A 20,972-nucleotide genomic window follows, 5' to 3' on the forward strand; every position below is an offset into this window, starting at 1 on the left:
CCGCGGCCCCCCCCGCCGAGACGATCATGATCGTCAGCATGGCGTCCACGGTCGCCGTCGAGGACGTCGCCGCGGCGGCGCCCGGGGCGGAGCTGTGGTTCCAGCTCTACGTGCAGCCGGACCTGGACTTCACCGAACGGGTCGTGCGCCGCGCCGAGGCGGCCGGCTGCAAGGCCGTCGTCGTGTCCGTGGACTCGCCCGTGCTGGGCCTGCGCGAGCGCGACGAGCGCCACGGCTTCCACGACCTGCCCGAGGGCCTGGCGTGCGAGAACATGCGCGACGGCGACCGGGTGCGGGACATCGTGCTGTCGCCGGAGATCACCTGGGAGCACGTCGCCGCGCTGCGGCAGATGACGGCGCTGCCGATCGCGCTCAAGGGCATCGCCCATCCCGACGACGCCTGGCTGGCGCTGGAGCACGGCGTCTCGGCGCTGCTGGTGTCCAACCACGGCGGCCGTCAGCTCGACACGGTCCCGGCCGCGATCGACCTGCTGCCGGAGATCGCCGCCGTCGTGGACGGGGCCGTTCCCGTCCTGCTGGACGGCGGCGTGCGGCGCGGCACCGACGTGCTGAAGGCCCTGGCGCTCGGCGCCTCGGCCGTGGCGGTCGGCCGCCCGGTGATCTGGGGGCTGGCCGCCGACGGCGAGCGGGGCGCGGGCCGGGTGCTCGGCCTGCTGCGCTCGGAGGTCGAGCGGGCGCTCATGCTGTGCGGCTGCGCGTCCGTCCACGACCTGGAGCCCGGCATGGTGCGACGGCGCACATGGTGACCGTCCTGGTGCTGGCGGCCTTCGTGGCCAGCCTGCCGTGGTGGCTGCCCGGCCGGGTGGTGGCCCTGCGGGTGCGGGTGTTCAACCGGGTCAACGGCCAGGAGAACATCGCCGTCCCCGGCGACCTGGTGGGCATGGACCGGTTCAAGGAGGTCTACTCGCACCCGGCGGCCGGCGGCCGCAGCGAGGGCGCCGCCCTCTCGGACCTGTTCTGGTACTGGCTGGCGCCCGGTCCCGAGATGCACCAGGAGCACCTGGAGGCGGGCGAGCGCTACGACGCCGTCGCCAGGTCCACCCGCGGCATCCTGTCCGTGCCGCGGGTCAAGGCCGAGGAACTGGCCCGCCGCTGCGCCGCCAGGGGGCTGGCGGGCGCGGGCGGGCTGGTGCGGCTGCGCGACCTGATGATGCCGATCTGGGCGGAGTTCTCGTACGAGCTGGTCTTCGGCGAACGCTGCCCGCGGCACGCCCGCGACCTGATCGCGGGCAACGCCGACGACGTCGTCACCTCGCTCAAGTGCACGGGCCTGCGCCACATGGACCGGCGCGAGCGGCTGACCCGCTACCTGCTCGACCGGCTCCCCGACGTGCGGCACCCGCTCCCCGGCGGGCTGACGCCGATGGAGCGGGCGTACTACCTGCAAGGGGCGTTCTTCAACACGGCCGTGGTGCAGATGTCGGAGGCCATGGCGCACCTGCTGATGGTCCTGGCCCAGCACCCGGACGTGCAGGAGCGGGCGCTGCGCGGCGACCCCCGCTACCTCGACCAGGTGATCAACGAGACGCTGCGGCTCTACCCGCTGTTCGGGATCGCCCACCGCGTCACCACCGGCGAGATCGCGCTCGACGAGCACACGGCGATCCCGGCCGGCTCGGTGCTGTGCTTCAACTACCCCGAGTTCCACCGCACCGGCTTCGACGATCCCGGCCGTTTCGACCCCGCCCGGTTCGACCCCGACCATCCTCCGGCCAAGGAGCTCAACCACATCCCGTTCGGCATCGCCGCCAACCGCCCCTGCCCCGCCTGGCGGCTGGCCCCGATCGCCATGCGGGTCGTCGCCCAGGAGGTCCTGCGCCGGTACGCGCTGGCCTCCTCAGCCACGCACTCCCGTTCCCTGCCCAACCGGGGCCCGTGCCTGCTCACCCCCCGGGACGGGACCGAGGGGACGGCACACCGCGCCGTGCTGCTGTTCATGCGGTTCCGCGACCGCTGGGAGGACGTCTGGCGCAGTCTCGTCCAGCTCGTCCTCGGCACGTACATGGTGTGGGACGCGCGCAGGCAGCGCCTGTGCGCGCGCCACTTCGCGGCCGCCGACCATCCGACCACGACAGGACGCAGGTGAGAACATGCCCCTTCTGACCCTGATGGCGCCCGCCACCGACGCGAACCTCGCGCTGATGCTCAAGGTGTTCCCCGCGATCGCGCTCATCCTGCTGACCTCGGCGATCTGCGGCCGGCTGGCGCTCATGGTGATGCAGCCGAGGGTGCTCGGCGAGATGGTGGCCGGTGTCCTGCTCGGGCCGACGCTGTTCGGCTGGCTGTTCCCCGAGGCCCAGAAGGCGATCTTCCCGCCCGAGGTCCGGCCGATCCTGTACGTGCTGAGCACCATCGGCCTGACCCTGTACATGTTCCTGGTCGGGGCCGGGCTCGACCACGGCGCGCGGGAGCCGGGCGAGGTGCGCCGCGCGGGCGTGCTGGCGGCCTCGGGCATCCTGCCCTCGCTGGCCCTCGGCTTCGGCGCGGGACTCCTGCTGCACGGCACGCTGTCGCGGCCGGAGGTCAGCCCCTGGCAGTTCGCGCTGTTCGTGGGCGGCGCGCTGTCGTTGACCGCGTTCCCGATGCTGGCCAGGATCCTGTACGAGCGCGGCCTGGAGAACTCCAGGATCGGGCGGCTCACGCTGATCGCGGCCTCCATCGACGACGCGCTGGCCTGGTGCATCCTGGCCGTCCTGACGGCGCTCCACCTGGGCTCGGGGCACGGCAGCGCGCTGCTGACCATCGGGCTGGCCGCGCTGTTCGCCGCGGTGATGCTCGGGGTGGTGCGCCCGCTGCTGCGCCGGCTGGGCGAGAGCGTGCAGCGCACCGGCCAGCTCGGGGCTACCGGCATGTACGTCGTCATCCTCGTGCCGCTGGCGGCCGGCTGGCTGACCGACTGGATCGGCGTCTACGCGGTCTTCGGCGGCTTCCTCGCCGGGCTGGCCATGCCCCGCGACGCGGTGTTCCGCCAGGCGCTGCACGGCCGCATGATGGAGGTGGTCTCGACGCTGCTGCTGCCGACGTTCTTCACCTTCTCGGGGCTGAACACGCAGCTCGGCGGCATCGCGGGCGGCACGATGCTGCTGGCGTTCGGGCTGATCCTGGCGGCCGGGTTCGCCGGGAAGTACTTCGGCTGCTCGCTGTCGATGCGGGCGCTCGGGTTCGGCTGGCGGGAGTCGTACGCGGTGGGGGCGCTGATGAACGCCCGTGGCCTGATGATCCTGATCTTCATCAACATCGGCCTGGCCCAGGGCATGATCACTCAGGAGCTGTTCTCCATGCTCGTGCTGGTGGCCGTGCTGACGACCGCGGGGGCGCTGCCGCTGTACAAGCTGGCGCTGCCGGACCGGCTCGAACGCGTCCAGGCGAACAGGACGCCCGAGGCGGAGCGCCGGGAGGACAAGCCGCTGGAGCAGTCGGCCACATGATCGCGCAGGTGAGAAGGTGGGCGACATTTCCCGAAATGTCGCCACTTTCCAGGACCCTGGTAATTCAGCCGTAGTGATGCCACGGTTGAGCCGTGGCTGAGATGACGGGGACAGCCGACCCACCCTCGCGTCGGCTGTTGCTCGTGGAGGACGATCGCGAGCTGGGGCGCATGCTGGTCGACCTGTTCACCGACGAGGGCTATGAGGTGGACCTGGCGGTGGAGGGCCAGCGCGGCCTCCATCTCGGCCTGAGCCGCGCCTACGACGCGATCATCGTCGACCGGGGGCTCCCGGTGGTGGACGGCATCGACCTGCTGCGCCGGCTGCGGCGGCAGGCCGTCACCGTGCCGGTGCTGGTGCTGACCGCGTTCGGCGCGGTGGCCGACCGGGTCGCCGGGCTCGACGCGGGGGCCGAGGACTACCTGGTCAAGCCGTTCGAGATCGAGGAGCTGCTGGCCAGGGTGCGGGCGCTGCACCGCAGGAACCTGGACCAGGCCGGCCTCCTGCCCGTCGGCTCGGCCTGGCTCGACCCCGCGGCGCACATGGTGCTGCTGCGTACCGGCGAGGAGGTGGTGCTGTCCGGGCAGGAGTGCAGGCTCCTGCACGCGCTGGCGCTGCGTCCCCGCCAGGTGCACACGCGGCCCTCGCTGCGGCAGCGGGTCTTCGACGGCGCCAGCACCGAGGCGGTCGTCGACACGTACGTGTACTACCTGCGCGGCAAGCTCGGCCCGGGTGTGGTGACCACCGTACGGGGCGTCGGCTACCGCCTGGGCGAGCTGTGATCGGGGCCTGACTGGAACACCGAGCGAACTGAGTGAGCTGTGAACGGGTTTGGACGAGCGGCTGACGGGCGGGGCAGAGATCGTACGGGCGAGCCTTCTGGATCCTCCAGGCCGTCCACTCCGGAGCGGCGGCTGCTGACCCGGGCCAGGCGCCGGGTCACCCTCCAGGTGGCGGGCGCGATCTCCCTGGTGCTCGCCCTCTTCGGCGCGATGGTCTACTGCGCCACGGTCAGCGACCAGAGCGCCACGGCCCGCCGCGACATGACGGCCGCGACCCAGCGCGGCTCCGTCGCCCAGCCGCCGCCCTGCATCTGGCTGTTCGAGCTGGACGGCGGCGCCGTGCGCGGCTCCCCCGGCGCGCCCGCGGCGCTGCCGGTGCGGGCGGCGATGCGGCAGGTCGCCGCCACCGGCGAGCCGCGCGTGAACGAGGTGGTGATCGGCGGCCAGAACTACCTCGTGCGCACCCAGCTACGCGGCGGCGTCCCCGTCCAGGCCGCGATGGACCTGCGCTACCAGGCGGCCGAACGGCAGCGGCTGCTGCGCACCATCGCCGCCGCCGAGCTGGCCGGGCTGCTGTTCGCGGTGCTGATCGGCCAGGTGCTGGCCCGCAGGGCGATCGCGCCGCTGGGCGAGGCGCTGGCCAGGCAGCGCCGGTTCGCCGCCGACGTCAGCCACGAGCTGCGCACCCCGCTGACCCGCCTGCACACCCGGGCCCAGCTCGTCGCCCGGCAACTGCGGCGCGGCACCGACCCGATCCTGCTCATCGGCGAGGTGGACCAGCTCGTCAGCGGCTCGCGGCAGCTCGGCGAGGTGGTCGAGGACCTGCTGCAGTCCTCCCAGCTCAGGGCGGTGCGCCGGCCGTTCGCGCCGGTCGACCTGGCCGCGCTGGCCGAGGAACAGGTGCTCGCGGAGGCGGCCCGCGCCGCGACGCGCGGGGTGACGATCGAGGTGCGCCGCCAGGGCCTCGGCGGGCACGTCGTGCGCGGCACGCCCTCGGCGCTGCGGCGGGTGCTCTCGGCGCTGCTCGACAACGCGCTGCGGCACACGAGCGCGGGCGGCCACATCTGGGTGACGGTGTCCGGCGGGCCCGAGGTGGTGCAGCTCACGGTGCGGGACGACGGCGTGGGCCTGGATCCCGACCACTCCGAACGCCTCTTCACCCGCTTCGTCGGCCAGGGCTCCGGGCTGGGGCTGGCGCTCGTACGCGAGGTCGTGGACGGTCACGGGGGGACGATCACGGCGGACGGGCGGCCTGGTGAGGGGGCGGTGTTCACGGTCCGCCTGCCCGCCGAGCCCGCCGCTCCCCTGCCTCCGGTGCCGAGCCCGGCGCCCCGCGAGCCCGAACCGCGCCCTTAACGGGCCTGGGAGCGCTGGAGGTGCTCGGCCGCCCGCCGCTTGTACTCCCGCCCCTCCCGCTCGAAGTCGGGCGCGTCCCCGGCGCCACGGTCGCCGGGCCCGAACACCCTGTCGAGCACCCCGGACACCTGCCCGGTGGCCTCGATGGCCCGCGGCAGCATCACCTCCTCGTAGGCGGTGATCGCCTCGTCCACGGTGTCGTGCCGGGCAACGGCCAGCGCGAGGTCGGAGCCGTCCAGCATGGCGAGGTTGGCCCCCAGCCCGCCGAACGGCGACATCAGGTGCGCCGCGTCGCCGAGCAGCGTGACGCCGGGCGTGTGCGGCCAGGTGTGCGGCGTCGGCAGCTCGTACAGGGGGCGGCTGACGTACGGGCCGTCGTTGCCGGTGATCAGGGTGAGCAGCCGCTCGTCCCAGCCCGCGAACGCCTTCAGCAGCGCCTCCCGCACCGCCGCCGTGTCGCCGGGGTCGATCCCGGCGGCGCGGTGCCAGTCCTCGCCGGTCCGCATGGCGATGTAGGCGCGTACGTGCTGCCCGCTGTTGCGCTGCGCGATCAGCCCCTTGCCGTCACCCGTGGCGAACATGTGCCCGTCCCCGACCAGCTCGGCGACGACGGGATGGGCGAGGTCGACGTTGTCGTAGCACGCCTCCACGAACGTCACCCCGGTGTAGACCGGGCTCGCGCCGCTCACCAGCGGCCGTACCCGCGACCAGGCCCCGTCGGCCCCGACGACCAGGTCGGCGACCGTCCGCGTCCCGTCGGCGAAGGTGAGCAGGTGGGTGCCGTCGCCGCCGGGCGTGACGCCGGTGAGCCGGTGCCCCCAGCGGACGGTGCCGGGCTCCAGCGAGCCGGCCAGCAGGGCGCGCAGCTGCCCCCGGTCGATCTCGGGCGCGGCGTCCTCGCCCTCCTGCGGCAGGTGCTCGCCCAGCACCTCGCCGTGCCGGCTGAGCATCCGCTTGGACTGTCCCTCGGACCGTGCCAGGGCGAAGAACCCGTCGATCAGTCCGGCCTCGCGCAGCGCGATCTGCCCGGTGTCGGCGTGCATGTCGAGCGTGCCGCCCTGGTCGCGGGCGCCGGCAGAGGCGTCCAGGTCGTGCACGGTGACCTCGACGCCATGCCGCCGCAGCACGGCGGCGCAGGTCAGCCCGCCCGGCCCGGCGCCGATCACGGCGATTCTGGTGTTCATGAGCATGCTCCTCCTTGAGCTGTACGCTTCGGACGGCTCAAGAAAAGCACTCAGAACGTAAAAGTGCAACAGACAACTTTTGTAGCGTTCAACCTTGGGGTGTAGGCTGCTTGCCATGACGGAGACCCTCGGCCGCCGCGACAGGAAGAAGGCCGCGACCCGGCAGGCGCTGGCGGACGCGGCGCTACGGCTGTTCCTGGAACGCGGCTATGACCAGGTCAGCGTCAAGGACGTGGCCGACGCGGCGGACGTGTCGACGACCACGCTGTTCAAGCACTTCCCGTGCAAGGAGGCCCTGGTCTACGACCGGGACACCGACCGGGAGGCCGCGCTGGTGGCCGTCGTCCGCGACCGGCCCGCCGGCCAGTCGCTCCCCGGGGCGCTGCGCGAGCACGTCCTCCGCACCCGCCGGGACCGGTCCGGGCAGGGCCATCCGCGTTTCGCGGAGTTCCTCCGGCTGACGCACGAGACCCCGGCGCTGGCGACGTACGGCCGTCGTATGTGGCTGCGCCACGAGAGCGCCCTGGCCCAGGCCATCGCGGCCGACGTGGGCCTGCCCGCCGGCGACGCCGGCTGCGCGGCCCTGGCCCGCTTCGCCCTGGAGATCCCCAGCCTGGCGCACGGGCGAGACGACGAGGAGCAGGCGATCAACCAGATCTTCGACCTGCTGGAGACCGGCTGGCCCGCACCCCCTGAGCCACCGGCTTGAGAGCCGCCGGCGACGGCCTTCAGCTCGGCCAGAGCATGTTCGTCAGCTCGGCGTCCAGATCCATGAAGTCGGTCTCCCGCCCCGCGGGCACCTTCTCGTACGTCCGGTGCAGGAACTCCGTCAGCGGAGCCAGCGGCACCTCGAACAACGCCTGCCCGAACGGCGAGGTCAAGCTGATGTGCAACGTGCGCTCGCCATCGGCGCGCGCGGGCCACACCTGCACGTCGCCGTCGCCGACGCGCCGCACGATGCCCACGGTCAGCAACTCACGGGCGAAGATCCACTCGACCGGTTCGTCGTTCCCCACGTGGAAGGCCATGCGGATGGCGTACGGGTCGTCGGCCGTGTAGCTCAGCCCGGCGAGCAGGGGGACGGTGGTACGGTCGGGGACCACAAGCCGAAGGCCAAGCTCGGCGGAGACGGTGGTGCTGTTCATCGTCAGCCAAACCTTTTCGTCGTAGGTCCCCTCTACGGGGCTTTCACTGCTCTGACGGGGCTTCGTCCTGAGCTATGACGCGGGAACGAAGAAACCTGTAGGAAAGATTCCGCTCCTAGGCCCTTCTGTAACACACATCACAGCTGGACATTTGGGCATCTACCTGGCTAAACGGCATCAATCGGGTCGTATTTGCAAGGGTTTTGCGAGTTGCGGAGCCTGTCCCTGCGAGCCCATCAAGAACGTTCCCGAGAAAGATCTCGATCGGCGTCTACCGGAACACGACGATGGTATGCCAACGAGCCGCCGCGCCGGTGGGCAACCGCGCCGTTTCACCCGAATCCCCACCCGAGCCCGCCCTTCGCTTCGCCAGCAGGTCCTGGAGTGCGGTATGGTTTTCCCGTCGGCACCGCAAGGGGCCACAGGGGCGGGCGATTAGCTCAGCGGGAGAGCGCTTCGTTCACACCGAAGAGGTCACTGGTTCGATCCCAGTATCGCCCACACTGCATATGGCAAGGTCAGAGGCCACATCCCAGCTTTGGGAGGTGGCCTCTTCGCGTGTCTGGTGCGTTGTTCGTGCGTGGTGCCTGACTAACTGCCTGACGACGGCTCCTGATCGTCGCCCGGGAAGATGCGATCCATGGCCGTCGCGCCCGACTCGATGACGGGCCGGATCTGCAGCCGGTAGACCGCCTCCGTGACGGCCGTCCCCTTGTGACCTACCAGTCGCGCGATGTCCTCCAGGGCCATCCCACTGTCCGAGAGCACCGAGACGAAGCTGTGTCGCATCTCCCGCGGCGTCCACTCCGCGCCGACCAGCCCGGCCCTCGTGATCACCCGCCGGAACTCCCGCCGGACGTTGCCCGCGCTCATCTTTGTACCGTTCCTGGTGGCGAACACCAGCTCGCCCCGGCCCGGCTGACGCGGCGCGGCGTCCCGGCCGCTCAGGTGATCCCACAGTGCTCGCAGGGCCTCGACGCAGCGGCGAGGAAGCTTCAGTGTTCGGCGCGACTTCGGGGTCTTGGTGTCGCCGCTGGCGCGCACCGACCGCCAGACGTACACGGCGAACTCCTCATGCTCCCAGCCGGCCTCAGCCACGGACCGCCACTCCTGGCGGCCTTCGTCGTAGGCGACCACGTGCGACCAGGCCAGCCCGCGAAGCTCCTCCGTTCGAGCACCGGTGAGCAAAGACAGCACCACGTACGCCCGCAACCACGGCCGGGCATCCTCAGCGGCCTTGAGCACCGCCTCGGCCTGAGCCAGCGTCAGCGACTTGGACGGCCGGCCCGGCTTGCCCTTGGGCAGCTCGCACAGCATCACCACGTTCCGCTTCACTTTGTCCCGTGCCTGAGCGCGCGCGACCGAGCGGCGCAGGATGGACCGGAGCTCTTGAAGCGTGCGGGTGCTCACCTGTCTGGCCTTGCGCGCCAACCACTGGTCGACGTCGTCGGCCGACAGCTCACGCAGCTTGCGCGCCCCCAGCTCGGGAATGATGTGCCCCTCCGCGAGGATGCGGTTCTTGGTGATGGTGGCGTCATCTCTGCCGTTGAGCCCGTACTTGAGCCAGTCGCGGACGGCATGGGCGACGGTGTACTTGGCGTCTTCGCTCGGAATGCCGTCGTCGCGGTCGCGCAGCTTCTCGCGGAGCTTCTTGAGCGCCTTGGACTTGGACTTGTCGCTGGCCGTGCGGACAATGCGCCGTCCGGCGGAGGTGTAGCCGACGGTCACTTCGGCGATCCACCTTCGCCGCTTCGCGCTCCAGCGCAGACCACCGTCCCCACGTGGCCGAGACTGGCGACCTCCCGACTTTGCTTGACTGGGTTCCTCGTCGGGCTCTTCCGGAGTGCCGAGCGCAGTCTTGGCCATCAGGCGCTCACCTCCCTACCGCCAGCAGCCTCCCTCTCCAGCAGGGCGATGTACTCGCGTATCGCGGCCGGCGGGATGAGCCGGGAGCGGCCCTGCCTGACAGACCGCAGGCGGCCGGTGCGCAGTTGCTCGTACACGGTGGTGCGGCTCAGCTTGAGCAGCCGCATGGCGTCGGTCACCTTGTACAGCTCTAGGTCGCTCACGGCGACGGAGTAGGGCTGTGTGGTTGTGGCGGGGACGGTCATGATAGTTGGTGCCTTCCTATGTGGAGGTGGCAGGGGCGGTCTCGGCGCTGCTTTGGCCGGCTTGGGCCGGGGCCGCCCCTTCTGTCGTGGGTGTTCAGTCGTCGTTGTGCTGTTGGGCGATCTGGACCAGGAAGGTTTCGTTGGGATTCCAGGGAGATCGTCCGCTGATGGTGACCCGCAGGCCGAGCGTGTCCATGTCGGTGACGAGTTCAGCGATCTCGTGACCGTCGGCGTTGTAGGGTTCGCCGGTCAGGACGCGCTTGCCGTCGGCGTCGAACCAGGCGCGACCGTGGTCGAGTAGGTGACGGTGGCGCTGGCACAGGCAGGGCTGACCGTCTTCTTCGAGCTTGTTGGCGCGGCAGCGCGCGCCGGCGACGACGCGCGGGCAAGCGCGGGCTCTGGACGGGCGCAGGCCGAGTAGCTCGGCGGCGCGGCGGGTCTGATCGTCGTGAGCAGTCATGGCGTCCTCTCTGCCTCTCTGGTTCTGGTCACTCAGCGTGGCTTTGCGTGGTTGTCGTGCGGCTCTATATGGGCAGGGGCTGAAACATCTCCACATCGCCGCATCTCCGCAACAGTGGCTGTGAACTGTGGTGATGTGTGCGGGGATAGAAATTCCTGGAGTGAGTCCATCTCCGCAAAAGAGCTCGATCTCCGCAAGATGTGCGGAGATGCGGAGATGGCTGTGGTGAGGCGTGGTGCATCTCCGCAGCCATCCCCCGAGGCTGAGGGCATGTTTGCGGAGATGCGGAGATGCGGAGATGCTTCAGCCTCTTCAGTCCGAGGCGCGGATCGCAGTTACGGCCTGTCATGAGTTTCCACCCAGAAGATGTTGCGGTCGCCGCGGTCGTTCTTGCCGGAGCGGATCACGTAGTCGCCGCGCCAGCGGCCGGTCTGGCCGGCCAGCAGCCGGCCGAGGGACAGGGCGTTGGGCAGGCGGCCGGTGTGGGTGGTGATGAACTGGCCGTCCCAGCGGTCGTGCTCGTCGTAGCCGATGCGGTCGGGTTCGGCCGAGCGGCGCAGTTCGGCGGCGGTCATCGCCGTTGAGCCGTGCAGGGTGTGCCAGCAGGCCAGGAACGCGCGCCAGCGGGTTTCGTCTTCATCAATGCCGCGGACGTCAGCGGCGTTGGCCAGGAACCCGTCGATACCGTGATGGGCCAGGAACCCGCCCAGGTGCTGGGCCCAGGGGGTGAACTGGCGCATCGACAGCACCTTGGCGCGCGGCGCTCCGGCGCGGGTCCAGTCCAGGACCAGGATGAGCAGGTGCCACAGGACGGTGTGCTGGTTGGCCGGAATGGTGATCCACTGGTCCAGGTGCGGGATGCCGAACTGGGTTTGGTCGCGTTGTTCGGGGCGGGGCATGTCGGGGTCGAGGTGGACGCGGACGGTGCGGGAGGCCATGTCGCCGCCGACCTGGAGGTTGTTGCCGGTGGCCATCCACAGCCGGTCGTTGACGCCGGTGATGTTGCGTGATGCGCCGAGCTGGCGGTCGGACCAGACGCCGGCGGTGACCAGCAGGGCCAGGGTGGGTGAGTCGATGACGGTGCCTTCGGCGAGGTTGTCCCAGACCACGACGCCGACCTGTTCGGCCAGCACGGCGGTGATGGCCTTGCGCAGCTCTTCCTCGGCGTAGGGCCAGGGCATGACGCGCTGGCCGTAGAGCATGCCGGGGCCGCCGGTGAGGATGCTCTTGCCGGAGGCGGGCATGGTGGCGTCGATGAGGGCGAACGGGGTCAGGGAGCGGGTGAAGTGGCGCAGGATCGGGGTGGCCAGCAGGGCGACGTAGTTGGCCCAGTCGGCTGGGCTGGACCAGGGGAAGTCGCGCAGGAAGCGTTCCAGCAGGAAGGTGCGGGCGGCGGCCACCTGATCGGGGGTGGGCTGGTCGGGGACGGGCGGCAGGGCGACCTTGGCGGCCAGGTACAGGCCGGTGGCGGGGTCGTAGCCGGGGGTTTGGAGCAGGGTGCCGTCGCGGCGCAGTACCGGCGCGCCGATAACCCCGCGCAGGACGGGTAGCTTGGGCCAGGTCTTGCCGGCCAGGACGGCGGCCAGCATCTCCCGCGGCGGCGTGACCTCTTCTTCGTAGAGTTCTGAGCCGCCGTCGCTGGTCCGGCGCGAGCGGAGCCGGTAGACGTAGGCGTGTTCGGCCAGCAGGCCAGCCAAGGTGGCGGGGACGAGCGGGCTGGCCGCCACCGGGAGGGGTGCGTCTTCGTCGGCGGCCGGGCTGGTCAGGCCGCCGGAGATGGTCTCGACGTGGACCAGGGCGCCGCCGGCCACGTAGGTGTCGGGCACCAGCCGGTCGGTCAGGGCGGCCTTCAAGACACGGATGGTTTCGGGGCCGGAGCCGACTTGGACGGGGGTGGAGCCGTTCATGCGGGTACGTGGCGGGGTCGGGTGGCGCCGCGGCGGAAGCCGGAGCAGATGGTCTTGCGCGCAGCGTGCTCGCTCAGCCCGGCCTGCATAGCGGCCTGCAGCAGCAGCGCTTCGGTCTCGGCCTCGTCGAGGGCGCCGCCGGCCACCAGCTGGCCGAGCGCGACGGAGGCGCCCCACACGGTGGTGTTGCGCTCCCCTTCGCGGGCGGCGGTGATGCGGGCCAGGCAGCCGCGGATGGCCGCCTCCAGGTAGGCGCCGCGCTGGCCAGCGTGCACGGCGATGGTGGCGGGTGGGCGGGGCGGGTTGAATGTCGGGCGCAGGCGTTCGGCCAGCCAGGTGGGCAGGGGTGCCGGGTCGCGGGCGTGGATCACGGTGTAGGTGCCGGTGCCGTCGGGCAGGCTGACGTGGCTGCCGGGGCCGACGACGAACCCGCCGGCGCCCCGGGTGTCGATGTGCCAGCCGAGCCCGTTGCCCTTGTCGCCGCTGGTGTTGCCCAGGGCTGGGGCGTCGGGGCCGCCGTCGGGACCGGTCGGGGTGGTGAAGTACCGGTGCAGGCCGCCGCGCCTGGTACGCACGGTAAAGGTCTCGTACGGCAGCGGCTGGCCGGCGCGCTGGCACACGAGGGCGAACACGTCCGCGCCGTCGGCAACCCCCGGCAGGTCCCAGGGAGGCGGGGGGCGAAGCTCCTCCTCTCCTGCTTTGGGCTTGTCCAGGTCGATGACGAGTAGGCGGGAGGGGCCGCAGGCGATGCCGATGTTGTAGGGGCGCCGCGCCCAGATGCGGGCGATCACCTGCGGGTCGGTGGTGGCCAGCCGTTTCCAGCTCATCCCGGGCAGGGGTGTCTTGTCGCCGGGGGTGAGCGGGAAGACGTGCCAGCCGCGAGCGGCAGCGGCCAGCGCGTAGCGCAACGTCGTGCTGTTGCTGTTCATGCGGCTGCTCCGCGGCGGCCGGGGCTGGCGCCTACGCCGGTACGCGGTGCCGGAAGGTGCGGCTGGTCGGTGGCTGTAGGGAAGGGCATCGGTCGTTCTCCCTGCGTCGATAGTGGTGCGGCCGGTGGGGGGAGTCAGATCGAGGTGACGGTGCTGAGCAGGGTCTGTGCGACTGTGCGACGCGGCGCCGTTGGGCGGTGGCCGAGGTTGCCCCGGGGGCCGGGCGGGCCGGGTTTGGTAGAGATGGCATGTCATGCAGGGGTGGGAAGGGATTGGGGAGTCGGGGTGGCGCGGCTTGGGTTGCGTGCGGGCAGGCAGGTCGGAGCCGGGTACGGCCGGGCTCGGTGTAGCGGTAGGCCAGTCGAGCGGGGAGGGGCGGGGAGGTAGTGCAAGGCGCGGTGCGGCGTGGGTTGTCGGCATGGGAAGTGCTCGGGTCAGGCATGGCATGTCGGTAAGGGGCAGGGCGAGCATGGGGTAGGCCAGTCGGCCGGGCTTGGCCAGGTTGGGCATGGCGAGGCGGGGCTTGATCGGGCGTGTCGGTTCGAGCAGGGGCGGGCACGGCAGGTGTGAGGCCAGTCGGGCCGGCAAGGCTTGGATGGACGGCGTTGAGGTAAGTCGGTGGGGCTGGGGCCGGTGTGGCGTGGCTGGGCCTGGTTGGTGGAGAGCAGTCGGGCCGGGAAGGCTTGGGTGGAGACGGTGAGGCAGGTCGGTTCGCCATGGGTAGCGCTCGTGTGGGGCCGGGGCAGGGTCGTCGGGGCGGTACGGCGAGGGAGGCGTCACGGCAAGGCATGTCGGCGCGGGATGGGGAGAGTGTGGGTGGTCGGGTTGGGTGGGCTAGCCGTGTCCGGGTACGGCGTCGCAGGCCCGCCGTGCTGGAGCGGTAGCGGGCCGGGGGTTGGTCAGGCGATGCGCTGCCAGTCGGTGAGCTCGAACTGGCCGTCGCTGCGGGCGCGGTCGGCGCCGATGCCGATGTCTTGCAGGCGGACCCAGATGGCGCCCCAGGCCTGCTGGGACAGGAAGTCGTCATGCACCCGCAGGGTGAATTCCAGGCTGGGCTTGTCGACGTACTCGACTCGGGAGATGGAGCTGCGCGGCCCTTGGGCGGTTTTGATGTGCTTGATCCGCTCTTCGATGCCGGACGGCTCGGCCATGCCCAGGCTGATGTAGTCGCGGTGGATGTCGCCGAGCACGAACACCCGCTCGGCGGCGGTGGCCATCAGGCCTTTGCGGAACCCGGCCGGCAGCGGGCGGCCGGTGGGCGGCTTGTAATCCTTCTTGCCGTCCCAGTCGGTGCCCGGGTAAGTGGAGTTCATGGCCTCCTTGAGGGCGGCCTTCATGCAGCGCGCCTCATAGGCCAGCATCCCGTTCAGGCGTTTGAAGCCGTTGACGTTGACGTCCTGGCCGGACTCCATCACCGCCTGGGCCAGCTCGTCGGCCGAGGGCTGGCGGTCGGTGAAGCGCTCGCGCAGGGTGCGCTCGGCCAGCTCCTGCAGGGAGCGGTCACCGAGTTCGAGTCGGGTCTTGAGCCAGCCCTTGATCACCGATGGGGAGGAGGGCACGCCGCCGATGAGCTTGCTGTGCACCTGCAGCCGGACCCGGTAGACGCTCACCGGCTCGGTGATGCCGAAAATGTCGGCAGCGCTCACTGGGCCACCACCTTTCCGGTGAGGACCCGGCCGGCCACCGGAGCGGCCATCGGGGCGGCCTGCCGGCTGCCGTTGAGCAGGGCCTTGTTGGTCTGGCGCAGCGCGGTGTTGGCGGCCTTGAGCTCGGCCAACTGGGTCTCCAGCCGGGTGATGTGCGCGGCGGCGGCCGGCTCGACCTCCACCGGCTCGGCCAGCTGCGCGCGCACCTGGCGCAAGCTCTGGCGGGCCTGGCCGTAGCGGGCCACCACGGTCTGCACGTCGGCGGCCTGGCCGATGCTGACGAACAGCTCAAACAGCTGGCGCGGCGTCTTGTCGTCCAGGCTCTGGCCGGTGATCGCCTCGATGTCTGCGGCCACCCCGGCGTCGGCGCGGATCAACGCGACAACGGCCTCGAACTCGGCGGCCGTGTACTGCTGGGCCTTCTTCTTACGCATCACGATCTTCCCTTGAGTGAGTGAGTAGGCGAACCACTGATCAAGCAGGGGGCAGGGGCGGGGCAGCACCGGCGCCCGTGCCGTCGCTGCTGGAAGGCGGGTGGAGCCTGGCTGCGGCGGTGCGGACGTCGGCGAGCAGGACAGCGCTGTGCGGGTCGGCGTGTGCCTGCGGGCTGATGGCGTTGCGGCGCAGCGCGGCGGCCATGACGGTGATCTCCCAGCCGAAGGCCGGGCGGCCGGGCCGGACCGGCAGCCGGCGGGCGAGCTCGCCGAGCGGCAGCAGCGTCTCGCCGGGCTGGAACGCGGCGGCGACCTGAGCCAGCAGCCGGGCATCGCCCGGCCGCGGCCGAGGAATGGCGGCTGCGGGCGGCGTGATGAGCTCGGGCGGTGCAGGGTCGGGTTGCAGACCATGGTCGGGGCGGGGGCGTACGCCGCACAGTGGGCAGCGGCGCGAGGCGCCGCCTTGGCGTTTGAGGCGCGTTCGCGGTATCGGCTGCCGGGCCAGGTACGCGCCAGCGTCCAGGTGATGCCGGCCGCCCGGGCGACGGCCAGCAGCCGGGCGCCACGGCCGGCGGCGTGTTCGGCCAGCCGGGCGTGCAGGTCGCTGGTCCAGCCCAGGTAGTGGCGGGCGTGCTTGTAGGGGCGGGCGAAATGCAGCAGGTAGATGGTGCCCTGGCCGCTCACCGTCACTCACCGGCTGGCCGCGGTCGAATCCGGCCGGTCGGGCTGGGGTGCGGGGTGCAGGTAGTGGACGGGTTTGCCCAGTTCGGTGGCGTAGGCGATCTCGGCGCGGGTGCTTTCGCCGATGTAGCCGCCGACGTTGAGCACCAGCACCTCATCGGCGAGCCGGATCTTGTCGCGGTGCAGCTGGTCGAGGTTGTTCTTGACCTGGGCGAGGTCGCCGGGGTTGCCGAGGGCGGCGATTTCGGCGAGGTCGGCGTCGGCCTTGGTGTCGCAGCCGATCGACAAGACGATCTGCCCGGCCAGGGTCAGGCGCAGGTTCTGGCGGCGGAATTCGTCGAAGAAGCGGGTGCTGCCGCACAGGCAGACGATCGTCGGCCGGGTATGGGCGCTGGCCGGGCACTGACAGGCGCGCTCGGTGGCCTCGCAGTGCCCGCACTGGCGGTAGTGCACGCAGGTGCAGGACTCGCAGGAGGCGGGCCGCCACGGGCTCCACTGGTGGCCGTCGCGCTCGCAGTCGGCCACCCTGACGCAGGCCGGGCACAGCTCGGGAGTGTCGGCGTCGCTCCACTGCCAGTCGGCGCACGCCAGGCGCAGCCATTGGCGGCCGTCGGAGGTCTGCTCGGTGTGGTGCTCGCTGTCGTAGGGGTCGCCGGTGCCGCCGCAGCGGGCACAGGTGACGATCAGGCAGGTGCGTACGGTGATGGGCATGCTGGTCCTCTCGGATCTCAGGCGGGTGGCGCGGAGGGGGCGGGGATGGCGTGGCACAGCTGGGCGTGGGTGTTGGCTCGGTGCCACGGGGCGCGGTGGCTGACGGACTCGCAGCCGGCGCACGAGTAGCTGCCGACCTCGGCGGTGGGCATCTGCGGGTCCAGGACGTGCGTCCAGGTGACGACGGCGCCGCCGGCGGTGCGGAACAGGCGCGGGCTGGTGACAGCCTGCTGCTGGACGGTCATGGCAGGCGCACCTCCAGATACAGGCGGACCTGGCGGGAGGCGCCGCGGCACGGGTAGGGCGCGGAGGTCTCCACGACGTCCAGGACGTCGGCGATGGTGGCGGCAGCCTGCTCGACCTCGTCCGGCAGGCCGATGATGCGGATCTTCATGGCGGTGTGCTTCCTGTTGCGGGCATGGCGGTGGCTGCCTGCGCTTCAAGGCGCGGGCGCTGTGTTGTGGAGCTCGGCCGCGGCGCGGGAGAGCCGTCGCAGGAGGGCGGGTGGGGGAAGCGGGCGGGAAGCTCTAGCAGCTACTTCCGTCGGCCGGAAGGCGGTGAAGCGGCTGCCTGAGCGTGCAGATGACGATGGACCCCGCACCGGGCAGGTCGGCCCGCTCGGCAAACAGTGGGGCGTCTTGGCGGTGGATGGCCTGCTCGGGCCTGGTGTGGGTGTTCACCAGGCCATCCCGGCGCATTCGGAGGCGGTGCACAGTGCCTCGCACTGCTCACACGCGTCGCAGCGGTTGGCTTCACATGCCTGCAGGTGCCTGGTGCAGGTGGGGCACATCGCGCATGTGCCGTAGGGGATGTGCGGCTCGCAGTCGCACCACAGCTCGACCTCGCCGGCGGGAGAGCATTCGGCGTAGGCCGGGCCGACGAACGCGCCCGCCACCCCGTGCTCATCCACCCGGAAGGCGATCGCGTCGTAATCGACGCCGAGCTGCTGGCACACCGCGGCCAGCGCGGCCTGCTGCTGCGGGGTCACGCCGACCTCCTCAGCCGTCGCCGCTCTTTGACCGTCAAGCCGCCCCACACGCCGAAGCGGATGTTGTGGTCCAGTGCGTAGGCCAGGCATTGCGGACGGACGGGACACCCCTGGCACACGCGCTTGGCCAGCTGCGGCGCGGCGCCGCGCTCGGGGAAGAACGCCTCCGGGTCGGTCTGGGCGCACAGCCCCTCATCCCGCCACGCCGGTGAAGCCGCGCCGGCAGGGGCCGAGCCGGGCTTGGCGCAGGTACTCATGACTGCCACCCGGACTCCTGCGCCTCGGCCACCCACGTCTCGTACTCCGCCGCCGCCTCGTCGGGGTCGTCGAAGACCTCCTCGTTGCGCTCGAAGAAGGTGTTGTCGCCGCGGGCGTTGTAGTACTCCTCCCGCGTCTCGATCTTGTAGCCGGTGCCGTCGCTGAGCTCGATGAGGCCGTACAGCAGGAACCCCGTCCCGCCGTCGTCGAGGTCGCGCCGGAGCTGGGCCTTCCGCAGCACGCTCACCGGCCGACCTCCTGCGGCGCTCTGGCGTACAGGGCCTGGATCGCCTCCAGGCGGGCCAGCGCCTGGTCCTGGTCGCCGTCGCGGGCCAGCTCGATGTGGCCCAGGTGGAAGAACCACTGCACCCACACCGGCTCCAGGCCGGGCCGCTCGGCGAACTCGGCGTCGGTGAGATGGCCGAGGGCGTAGGCGACGGTGACGTCGGCCAGATGCTGCAGCTCCGCCAGCTCGACCCAACGCAGGTTGCGCGTCTCCTCAGCGCTGGGGGCGAGCTCGCCGCGGGTGCGGGCCCAATACACCTGCCACTCGTGGCCGGGCTCGTCGGTGTTGATCTGGCGGCGGCAGCGGTTGGCCGCGAAGTCGGCCCAGACCAGGGTGAGGTCGATGATCTGCAGGCCGACCTCCTGGCGCACCTCGGCATGGGCGGCGGCCTCGAACGAGCCGTGCTCGTCCAGGACATGCCCGGCGACCGGGGCGATGCCGGGCGGGAACTTCGCCCGCTCGAACATCAGGTAGGCGCCGTCGCGTTCGATGATGACGCCGACGCTGGTGCGGCAGCACTGCGGGGTGTCGGTCATGATGAGGGTTGTCCTCTCGCTCTGTGGAGGGTTGAGGGATGGGCGGGCGCGTTCGGTGTGAGTTCTTCTTGGCGGGAGTGATCACACTGATGCGCGCCCGTCGCGCTGTTCAGCAGTTCCAGTTGTCGAGCGTCTGCTGCATCTCGGCGAGCTCGACATCGACGAGCGCCGCCAGGTCCTCGGCCGCGCTGAGCCGGGCTCGCGCGTTGGCGAGCATGCTCTGCTCGACGGTGAGGAGTTGCTGTTCGACCTCTCGGAGGTCCATTCCGTGATCTCCTCTCAGGGAGGTTGTGCAGTCCGTACGGGGCGTCCGTACGGGGCTAGTTGACGGCGCGAAGAGGAGGCCGTACGGGGTCCGTACGGGGCGCCGCCTCGTTCTCGTCCGTACGGGTCTGCTCGCCGTGCTCCGTACGGCCCGCGTACGGGTCGTCCGTACGGGCCTCTGTGCCGGTGTCCGTACGGGGTTCCGGCTCGTCCGTACGGGGCGCGGGCGGCTCGCTGGCGCGGGCGGCCTTTCGGGCGTCGGCGACGACCTTCTCGCACCATGACCGGCCGTAACCGGAGCGCGCCATCAGATCGTCGTAGTCAGGCTTCCAGTCATCGCCGCTCGACCTGATGGTCCAGGCCAGCTCTGCGACCAGGGCGTCCCGCTCGACCGCTACGGCCGGGGCCTTGACGAGCGTCTTGGGCGGCTTGACTGCCTTCGACGGCTCCGGCTCGCGCACCAAGGGCGGCTTCCGGTCCCCCGCACGGGCAGGTTCGGGGGTGGCGCTAACGCCCGTACGGACGCCCCGTACGGGCTCGGACGCATCCGTACGGGCCGTCCGTACGGCAGTGCCGCTCTCCGCCCGTACGGGTTGCGTACGCCGGCTGTGCGGGGCGGTCGTATGGGTCGGCGTGATGGCCCGTACGGGCTCACTCGGCGCCGTCCGTACGGGGTCGGCAGTGATCTCCGTACGGGGCTCCGTGCGGGTTCGCTTGCGATCCCGTACGGCATCCCCGATCGCCTCGATGAGCAGGATCAGAAGGTGAAGGCTGAGCGCCAGCGCCACGGCCGGGATCGCCGAGACGGCGCCCGCCTGGAAGGTCGTCAGCTTCACGTGAGCGCCGGCCGACTGGGTGGCGTGCAGCGCGTTGCAAGCAACCGAGATGGCCACGCCCGCCAGTACGACGAACCAGGCGTAGCGGGTGCTCTGCTTCAGCATCTTCAGCACGAGGGCGGCCATCGTGCCCACGGTCATCGCGCCGTCCACGCTCACGGGCATCAGCCAGGACAGCCCATCATCGACGTGCGCAGCTTCCGACACGGCGGTGATGGCGTCGAACGAGAGCACGAACGCGCCTGCCACGACGGCCACCAGCGCGGCGACGGCCACGCCGATCATCGTGACCAGCTTGCCGTCAAGGCTGTTCGTCTCGGCGGCATCCATAGGAGTCTCCTTAGATGGTGGGGTTGTCGGCGAGCTCGCCGGTGATGAACCGGCCGTCGTAGGGCAGCTTGCGGCCGGCGCGCACCAGCCGGTAGCAGGCGGCGTAGGCGTGGGTCAGCTCGTCGGGCGCGGCGATGATGCGGGCCAGCGCGATCCCCACCCGCTGGGCGGCGGGGTTGAGGATGTCTTTGGCGGCCAGCAGGGCGTTGAAGTAGGGGATGTTCTCCGCGATGTTCGGGGTGGTGTTCCACTCCTCGGCGATCCACCGCATCAGGTTGTTGATGTGCTTGAGCTTGGTGAACAGCTCGCACTCCAGGTCGATCAGCGCGGCGAAGAACTCCCGGTCGCTGCCCCACGCGCTGCCCTTGGTGTGGTCGGCGTAGCCGAGGGTGGAGGCGGCGTAGATGACGGTCCGGTAGGCGTCGGGGTCCAGGCCGGAGGCATAGCAGCGGGTCAGCATGTGCTGGGCGGTGGCGGCCTGTTCCTCGGTGTCGGCGGCGGCCAACGCGGTTTTTACGATCGACATCAAACTCTCCTCGCGGTCACGCTCAGTAGTAGGTGGGAGAGGCCGGATCGTTTCACCAACCGTTTCATCAGCCCCTCATAGGGGCGGGTATAGGGGCAGGGCCGTGAAACGGTTGCAACGGTTGAAACGATTGGCCCCATGATCTTCGGATGG

25 protein-coding genes and 1 tRNA gene are annotated in these 20,972 nt (G+C 71.0%); 7 read left to right on the forward strand and 19 right to left on the reverse strand.

What is annotated here, in order from left to right; genetic code table 11:
• The 5 genes from KME77_RS24310 to KME77_RS24330 all read left to right on the forward strand — a co-directional run.
• Positions 1 to 767, forward strand: a 767-nt coding sequence (locus tag KME77_RS24310; protein ID WP_219471252.1) for an alpha-hydroxy acid oxidase, incomplete at its 5' end; no start/stop codon positions are given.
• Positions 761 to 2,107, forward strand: coding sequence for a cytochrome P450 (locus KME77_RS24315; RefSeq protein WP_219471253.1), 1,347 nt, complete (start codon positions 761 to 763; stop codon positions 2,105 to 2,107). The genes KME77_RS24310 and KME77_RS24315, both read left to right, overlap by 7 nt.
• A 4-nt stretch (positions 2,108 to 2,111) precedes the next feature.
• The gene (locus KME77_RS24320; protein WP_219471254.1) at positions 2,112 to 3,449 is read left to right on the forward strand and encodes a cation:proton antiporter; all 1,338 of its coding nucleotides are present in this window, start codon (positions 2,112 to 2,114) and stop codon (positions 3,447 to 3,449) included.
• 143 nt (positions 3,450 to 3,592) lie between these two features.
• Positions 3,593 to 4,231, forward strand: a complete 639-nt coding sequence (locus KME77_RS24325; RefSeq protein WP_219471255.1) for a response regulator transcription factor — start codon at positions 3,593 to 3,595, stop codon at positions 4,229 to 4,231.
• A gap of 39 nt (positions 4,232 to 4,270) precedes the next feature.
• On the forward strand, positions 4,271 to 5,587 hold the full coding sequence (locus KME77_RS24330; protein WP_219471256.1) for a sensor histidine kinase: 1,317 nt from the start codon (positions 4,271 to 4,273) through the stop codon (positions 5,585 to 5,587).
• On the opposite strand, the gene KME77_RS24335 is transcribed toward KME77_RS24330, so the two are convergent.
• A complete protein-coding gene (locus KME77_RS24335) occupies positions 5,584 to 6,771 on the reverse strand; it encodes an FAD-dependent oxidoreductase (RefSeq protein ID WP_219471257.1) in 1,188 nt (395 codons plus the stop codon). The two genes, KME77_RS24330 and KME77_RS24335, sit on opposite strands and share 4 nt — an antisense overlap.
• A gap of 115 nt (positions 6,772 to 6,886) precedes the next feature.
• Here KME77_RS24335 and KME77_RS24340 point away from each other — a divergent pair, with 115 nt between their 5' ends.
• On the forward strand, positions 6,887 to 7,480 hold the full coding sequence (locus KME77_RS24340) for a TetR/AcrR family transcriptional regulator (protein WP_219471258.1): 594 nt from the start codon (positions 6,887 to 6,889) through the stop codon (positions 7,478 to 7,480).
• A gap of 19 nt (positions 7,481 to 7,499) precedes the next feature.
• Here the strand turns inward: KME77_RS24340 and KME77_RS24345 are convergent, their stop codons facing one another.
• Entirely contained in the window at positions 7,500 to 7,916 is a 417-nt protein-coding gene (locus KME77_RS24345) for an SsgA family sporulation/cell division regulator (protein ID WP_020547189.1), read from the reverse strand.
• 429 nt (positions 7,917 to 8,345) lie between these two features.
• Here KME77_RS24345 and KME77_RS24350 point away from each other — a divergent pair.
• Positions 8,346 to 8,417: transfer RNA gene (locus tag KME77_RS24350), tRNA-Val, on the forward strand.
• 90 nt (positions 8,418 to 8,507) lie between these two features.
• On the opposite strand, the gene KME77_RS24355 is transcribed toward KME77_RS24350, so the two are convergent.
• The 17 genes from KME77_RS24355 to KME77_RS24435 form a co-directional block, all read right to left on the reverse strand.
• Complete coding sequence (locus KME77_RS24355) at positions 8,508 to 9,644, reverse strand: site-specific integrase (protein WP_308250877.1); 1,137 nt, start codon at positions 9,642 to 9,644, stop codon at positions 8,508 to 8,510.
• A gap of 137 nt (positions 9,645 to 9,781) precedes the next feature.
• The gene (locus KME77_RS24360; protein ID WP_308250878.1) at positions 9,782 to 9,985 is read right to left on the reverse strand and encodes a helix-turn-helix domain-containing protein; all 204 of its coding nucleotides are present in this window, start codon (positions 9,983 to 9,985) and stop codon (positions 9,782 to 9,784) included.
• 136 nt (positions 9,986 to 10,121) lie between these two features.
• Entirely contained in the window at positions 10,122 to 10,487 is a 366-nt protein-coding gene (locus KME77_RS24365) for a hypothetical protein (protein ID WP_219471261.1), read from the reverse strand.
• A gap of 335 nt (positions 10,488 to 10,822) precedes the next feature.
• Positions 10,823 to 12,340, reverse strand: a complete 1,518-nt coding sequence (locus KME77_RS24370; RefSeq protein ID WP_219471262.1) for a hypothetical protein — start codon at positions 12,338 to 12,340, stop codon at positions 10,823 to 10,825.
• A 50-nt stretch (positions 12,341 to 12,390) separates the two neighbouring features.
• Positions 12,391 to 13,323, reverse strand: coding sequence for a bifunctional DNA primase/polymerase (locus tag KME77_RS24375; protein WP_219471263.1), 933 nt, complete (start codon positions 13,321 to 13,323; stop codon positions 12,391 to 12,393).
• Positions 13,324 to 14,222: 899 nt separating this feature from the next.
• Complete coding sequence (locus tag KME77_RS24380) at positions 14,223 to 14,969, reverse strand: hypothetical protein (RefSeq protein WP_219471264.1); 747 nt, start codon at positions 14,967 to 14,969, stop codon at positions 14,223 to 14,225.
• Positions 14,966 to 16,087, reverse strand: a complete 1,122-nt coding sequence (locus tag KME77_RS24385) for a hypothetical protein (protein ID WP_219471265.1) — start codon at positions 16,085 to 16,087, stop codon at positions 14,966 to 14,968. The genes KME77_RS24380 and KME77_RS24385 overlap by 4 nt, the downstream gene beginning before the upstream one ends.
• A 6-nt stretch (positions 16,088 to 16,093) precedes the next feature.
• A complete protein-coding gene (locus KME77_RS29540; protein WP_246610662.1) occupies positions 16,094 to 16,795 on the reverse strand; it encodes a hypothetical protein in 702 nt (233 codons plus the stop codon).
• Positions 16,796 to 16,812: 17 nt separating this feature from the next.
• Positions 16,813 to 17,040, reverse strand: coding sequence for a hypothetical protein (locus tag KME77_RS24395; protein ID WP_219471266.1), 228 nt, complete (start codon positions 17,038 to 17,040; stop codon positions 16,813 to 16,815).
• Positions 17,037 to 17,189, reverse strand: a complete 153-nt coding sequence (locus KME77_RS24400) for a hypothetical protein (RefSeq protein ID WP_219471267.1) — start codon at positions 17,187 to 17,189, stop codon at positions 17,037 to 17,039. Before KME77_RS24400 ends, KME77_RS24395 begins: the two co-directional genes overlap by 4 nt.
• 282 nt (positions 17,190 to 17,471) lie before the next feature.
• The gene (locus tag KME77_RS24405) at positions 17,472 to 17,783 is read right to left on the reverse strand and encodes a hypothetical protein (protein ID WP_219471268.1); all 312 of its coding nucleotides are present in this window, start codon (positions 17,781 to 17,783) and stop codon (positions 17,472 to 17,474) included.
• Positions 17,780 to 18,040 (reverse strand): WhiB family transcriptional regulator, encoded by a 261-nt coding sequence (locus KME77_RS24410; protein ID WP_219471284.1) that lies wholly within the window; start codon positions 18,038 to 18,040, stop codon positions 17,780 to 17,782. Before KME77_RS24410 ends, KME77_RS24405 begins: the two co-directional genes overlap by 4 nt.
• Positions 18,037 to 18,288 (reverse strand): hypothetical protein, encoded by a 252-nt coding sequence (locus tag KME77_RS24415; protein ID WP_219471269.1) that lies wholly within the window; start codon positions 18,286 to 18,288, stop codon positions 18,037 to 18,039. The genes KME77_RS24410 and KME77_RS24415 overlap by 4 nt, the downstream gene beginning before the upstream one ends.
• The gene (locus KME77_RS24420) at positions 18,285 to 18,863 is read right to left on the reverse strand and encodes an NUDIX domain-containing protein (RefSeq protein ID WP_219471270.1); all 579 of its coding nucleotides are present in this window, start codon (positions 18,861 to 18,863) and stop codon (positions 18,285 to 18,287) included. Before KME77_RS24420 ends, KME77_RS24415 begins: the two co-directional genes overlap by 4 nt.
• A 109-nt stretch (positions 18,864 to 18,972) precedes the next feature.
• Complete coding sequence (locus KME77_RS24425; protein WP_219471271.1) at positions 18,973 to 19,128, reverse strand: hypothetical protein; 156 nt, start codon at positions 19,126 to 19,128, stop codon at positions 18,973 to 18,975.
• A gap of 55 nt (positions 19,129 to 19,183) precedes the next feature.
• Positions 19,184 to 20,293, reverse strand: a complete 1,110-nt coding sequence (locus KME77_RS24430) for a DUF2637 domain-containing protein (protein ID WP_219471272.1) — start codon at positions 20,291 to 20,293, stop codon at positions 19,184 to 19,186.
• 10 nt (positions 20,294 to 20,303) lie between these two features.
• Positions 20,304 to 20,819 (reverse strand): hypothetical protein, encoded by a 516-nt coding sequence (locus KME77_RS24435; protein ID WP_219471273.1) that lies wholly within the window; start codon positions 20,817 to 20,819, stop codon positions 20,304 to 20,306.
• Positions 20,820 to 20,972: the final 153 nt, after the last annotated feature.

It is taken from the genome of Nonomuraea rhizosphaerae, from assembly GCF_019396405.1.
GTDB classification, from domain to species: Bacteria; Actinomycetota; Actinomycetes; order Streptosporangiales; family Streptosporangiaceae; genus Nonomuraea; species Nonomuraea rhizosphaerae.

What these genes read in the sequence shown, in the direction of transcription:
- KME77_RS24365 (WP_219471261.1), bottom strand. Translation starts at nt 10,487, where the DNA reads ATGACTGCTCACGACGATCAGACCCGCCGCGCCGCCGAGCTACTCGGC.
- KME77_RS24375 (WP_219471263.1), bottom strand. Translation starts at nt 13,323, where the DNA reads ATGAACAGCAACAGCACGACGTTGCGCTACGCGCTGGCCGCTGCCGCT.
- KME77_RS24430 (WP_219471272.1), bottom strand. Translation starts at nt 20,293, where the DNA reads ATGGATGCCGCCGAGACGAACAGCCTTGACGGCAAGCTGGTCACGATG.
- KME77_RS24420 (WP_219471270.1), bottom strand. Translation starts at nt 18,863, where the DNA reads ATGACCGACACCCCGCAGTGCTGCCGCACCAGCGTCGGCGTCATCATC.
- KME77_RS24395 (WP_219471266.1), bottom strand. Translation starts at nt 17,040, where the DNA reads ATGACCGTCCAGCAGCAGGCTGTCACCAGCCCGCGCCTGTTCCGCACC.
- KME77_RS24435 (WP_219471273.1), bottom strand. Translation starts at nt 20,819, where the DNA reads ATGTCGATCGTAAAAACCGCGTTGGCCGCCGCCGACACCGAGGAACAG.
- KME77_RS24410 (WP_219471284.1), bottom strand. Translation starts at nt 18,040, where the DNA reads ATGAGTACCTGCGCCAAGCCCGGCTCGGCCCCTGCCGGCGCGGCTTCA.
- KME77_RS24315 (WP_219471253.1), top strand. Translation starts at nt 761, where the DNA reads ATGGTGACCGTCCTGGTGCTGGCGGCCTTCGTGGCCAGCCTGCCGTGG.
- KME77_RS24400 (WP_219471267.1), bottom strand. Translation starts at nt 17,189, where the DNA reads ATGAAGATCCGCATCATCGGCCTGCCGGACGAGGTCGAGCAGGCTGCC.
- KME77_RS24425 (WP_219471271.1), bottom strand. Translation starts at nt 19,128, where the DNA reads ATGGACCTCCGAGAGGTCGAACAGCAACTCCTCACCGTCGAGCAGAGC.
- KME77_RS24340 (WP_219471258.1), top strand. Translation starts at nt 6,887, where the DNA reads ATGACGGAGACCCTCGGCCGCCGCGACAGGAAGAAGGCCGCGACCCGG.
- KME77_RS24345 (WP_020547189.1), bottom strand. Translation starts at nt 7,916, where the DNA reads ATGAACAGCACCACCGTCTCCGCCGAGCTTGGCCTTCGGCTTGTGGTC.
- KME77_RS24335 (WP_219471257.1), bottom strand. Translation starts at nt 6,771, where the DNA reads ATGAACACCAGAATCGCCGTGATCGGCGCCGGGCCGGGCGGGCTGACC.
- KME77_RS29540 (WP_246610662.1), bottom strand. Translation starts at nt 16,795, where the DNA reads ATGCCCATCACCGTACGCACCTGCCTGATCGTCACCTGTGCCCGCTGC.
- KME77_RS24320 (WP_219471254.1), top strand. Translation starts at nt 2,112, where the DNA reads ATGCCCCTTCTGACCCTGATGGCGCCCGCCACCGACGCGAACCTCGCG.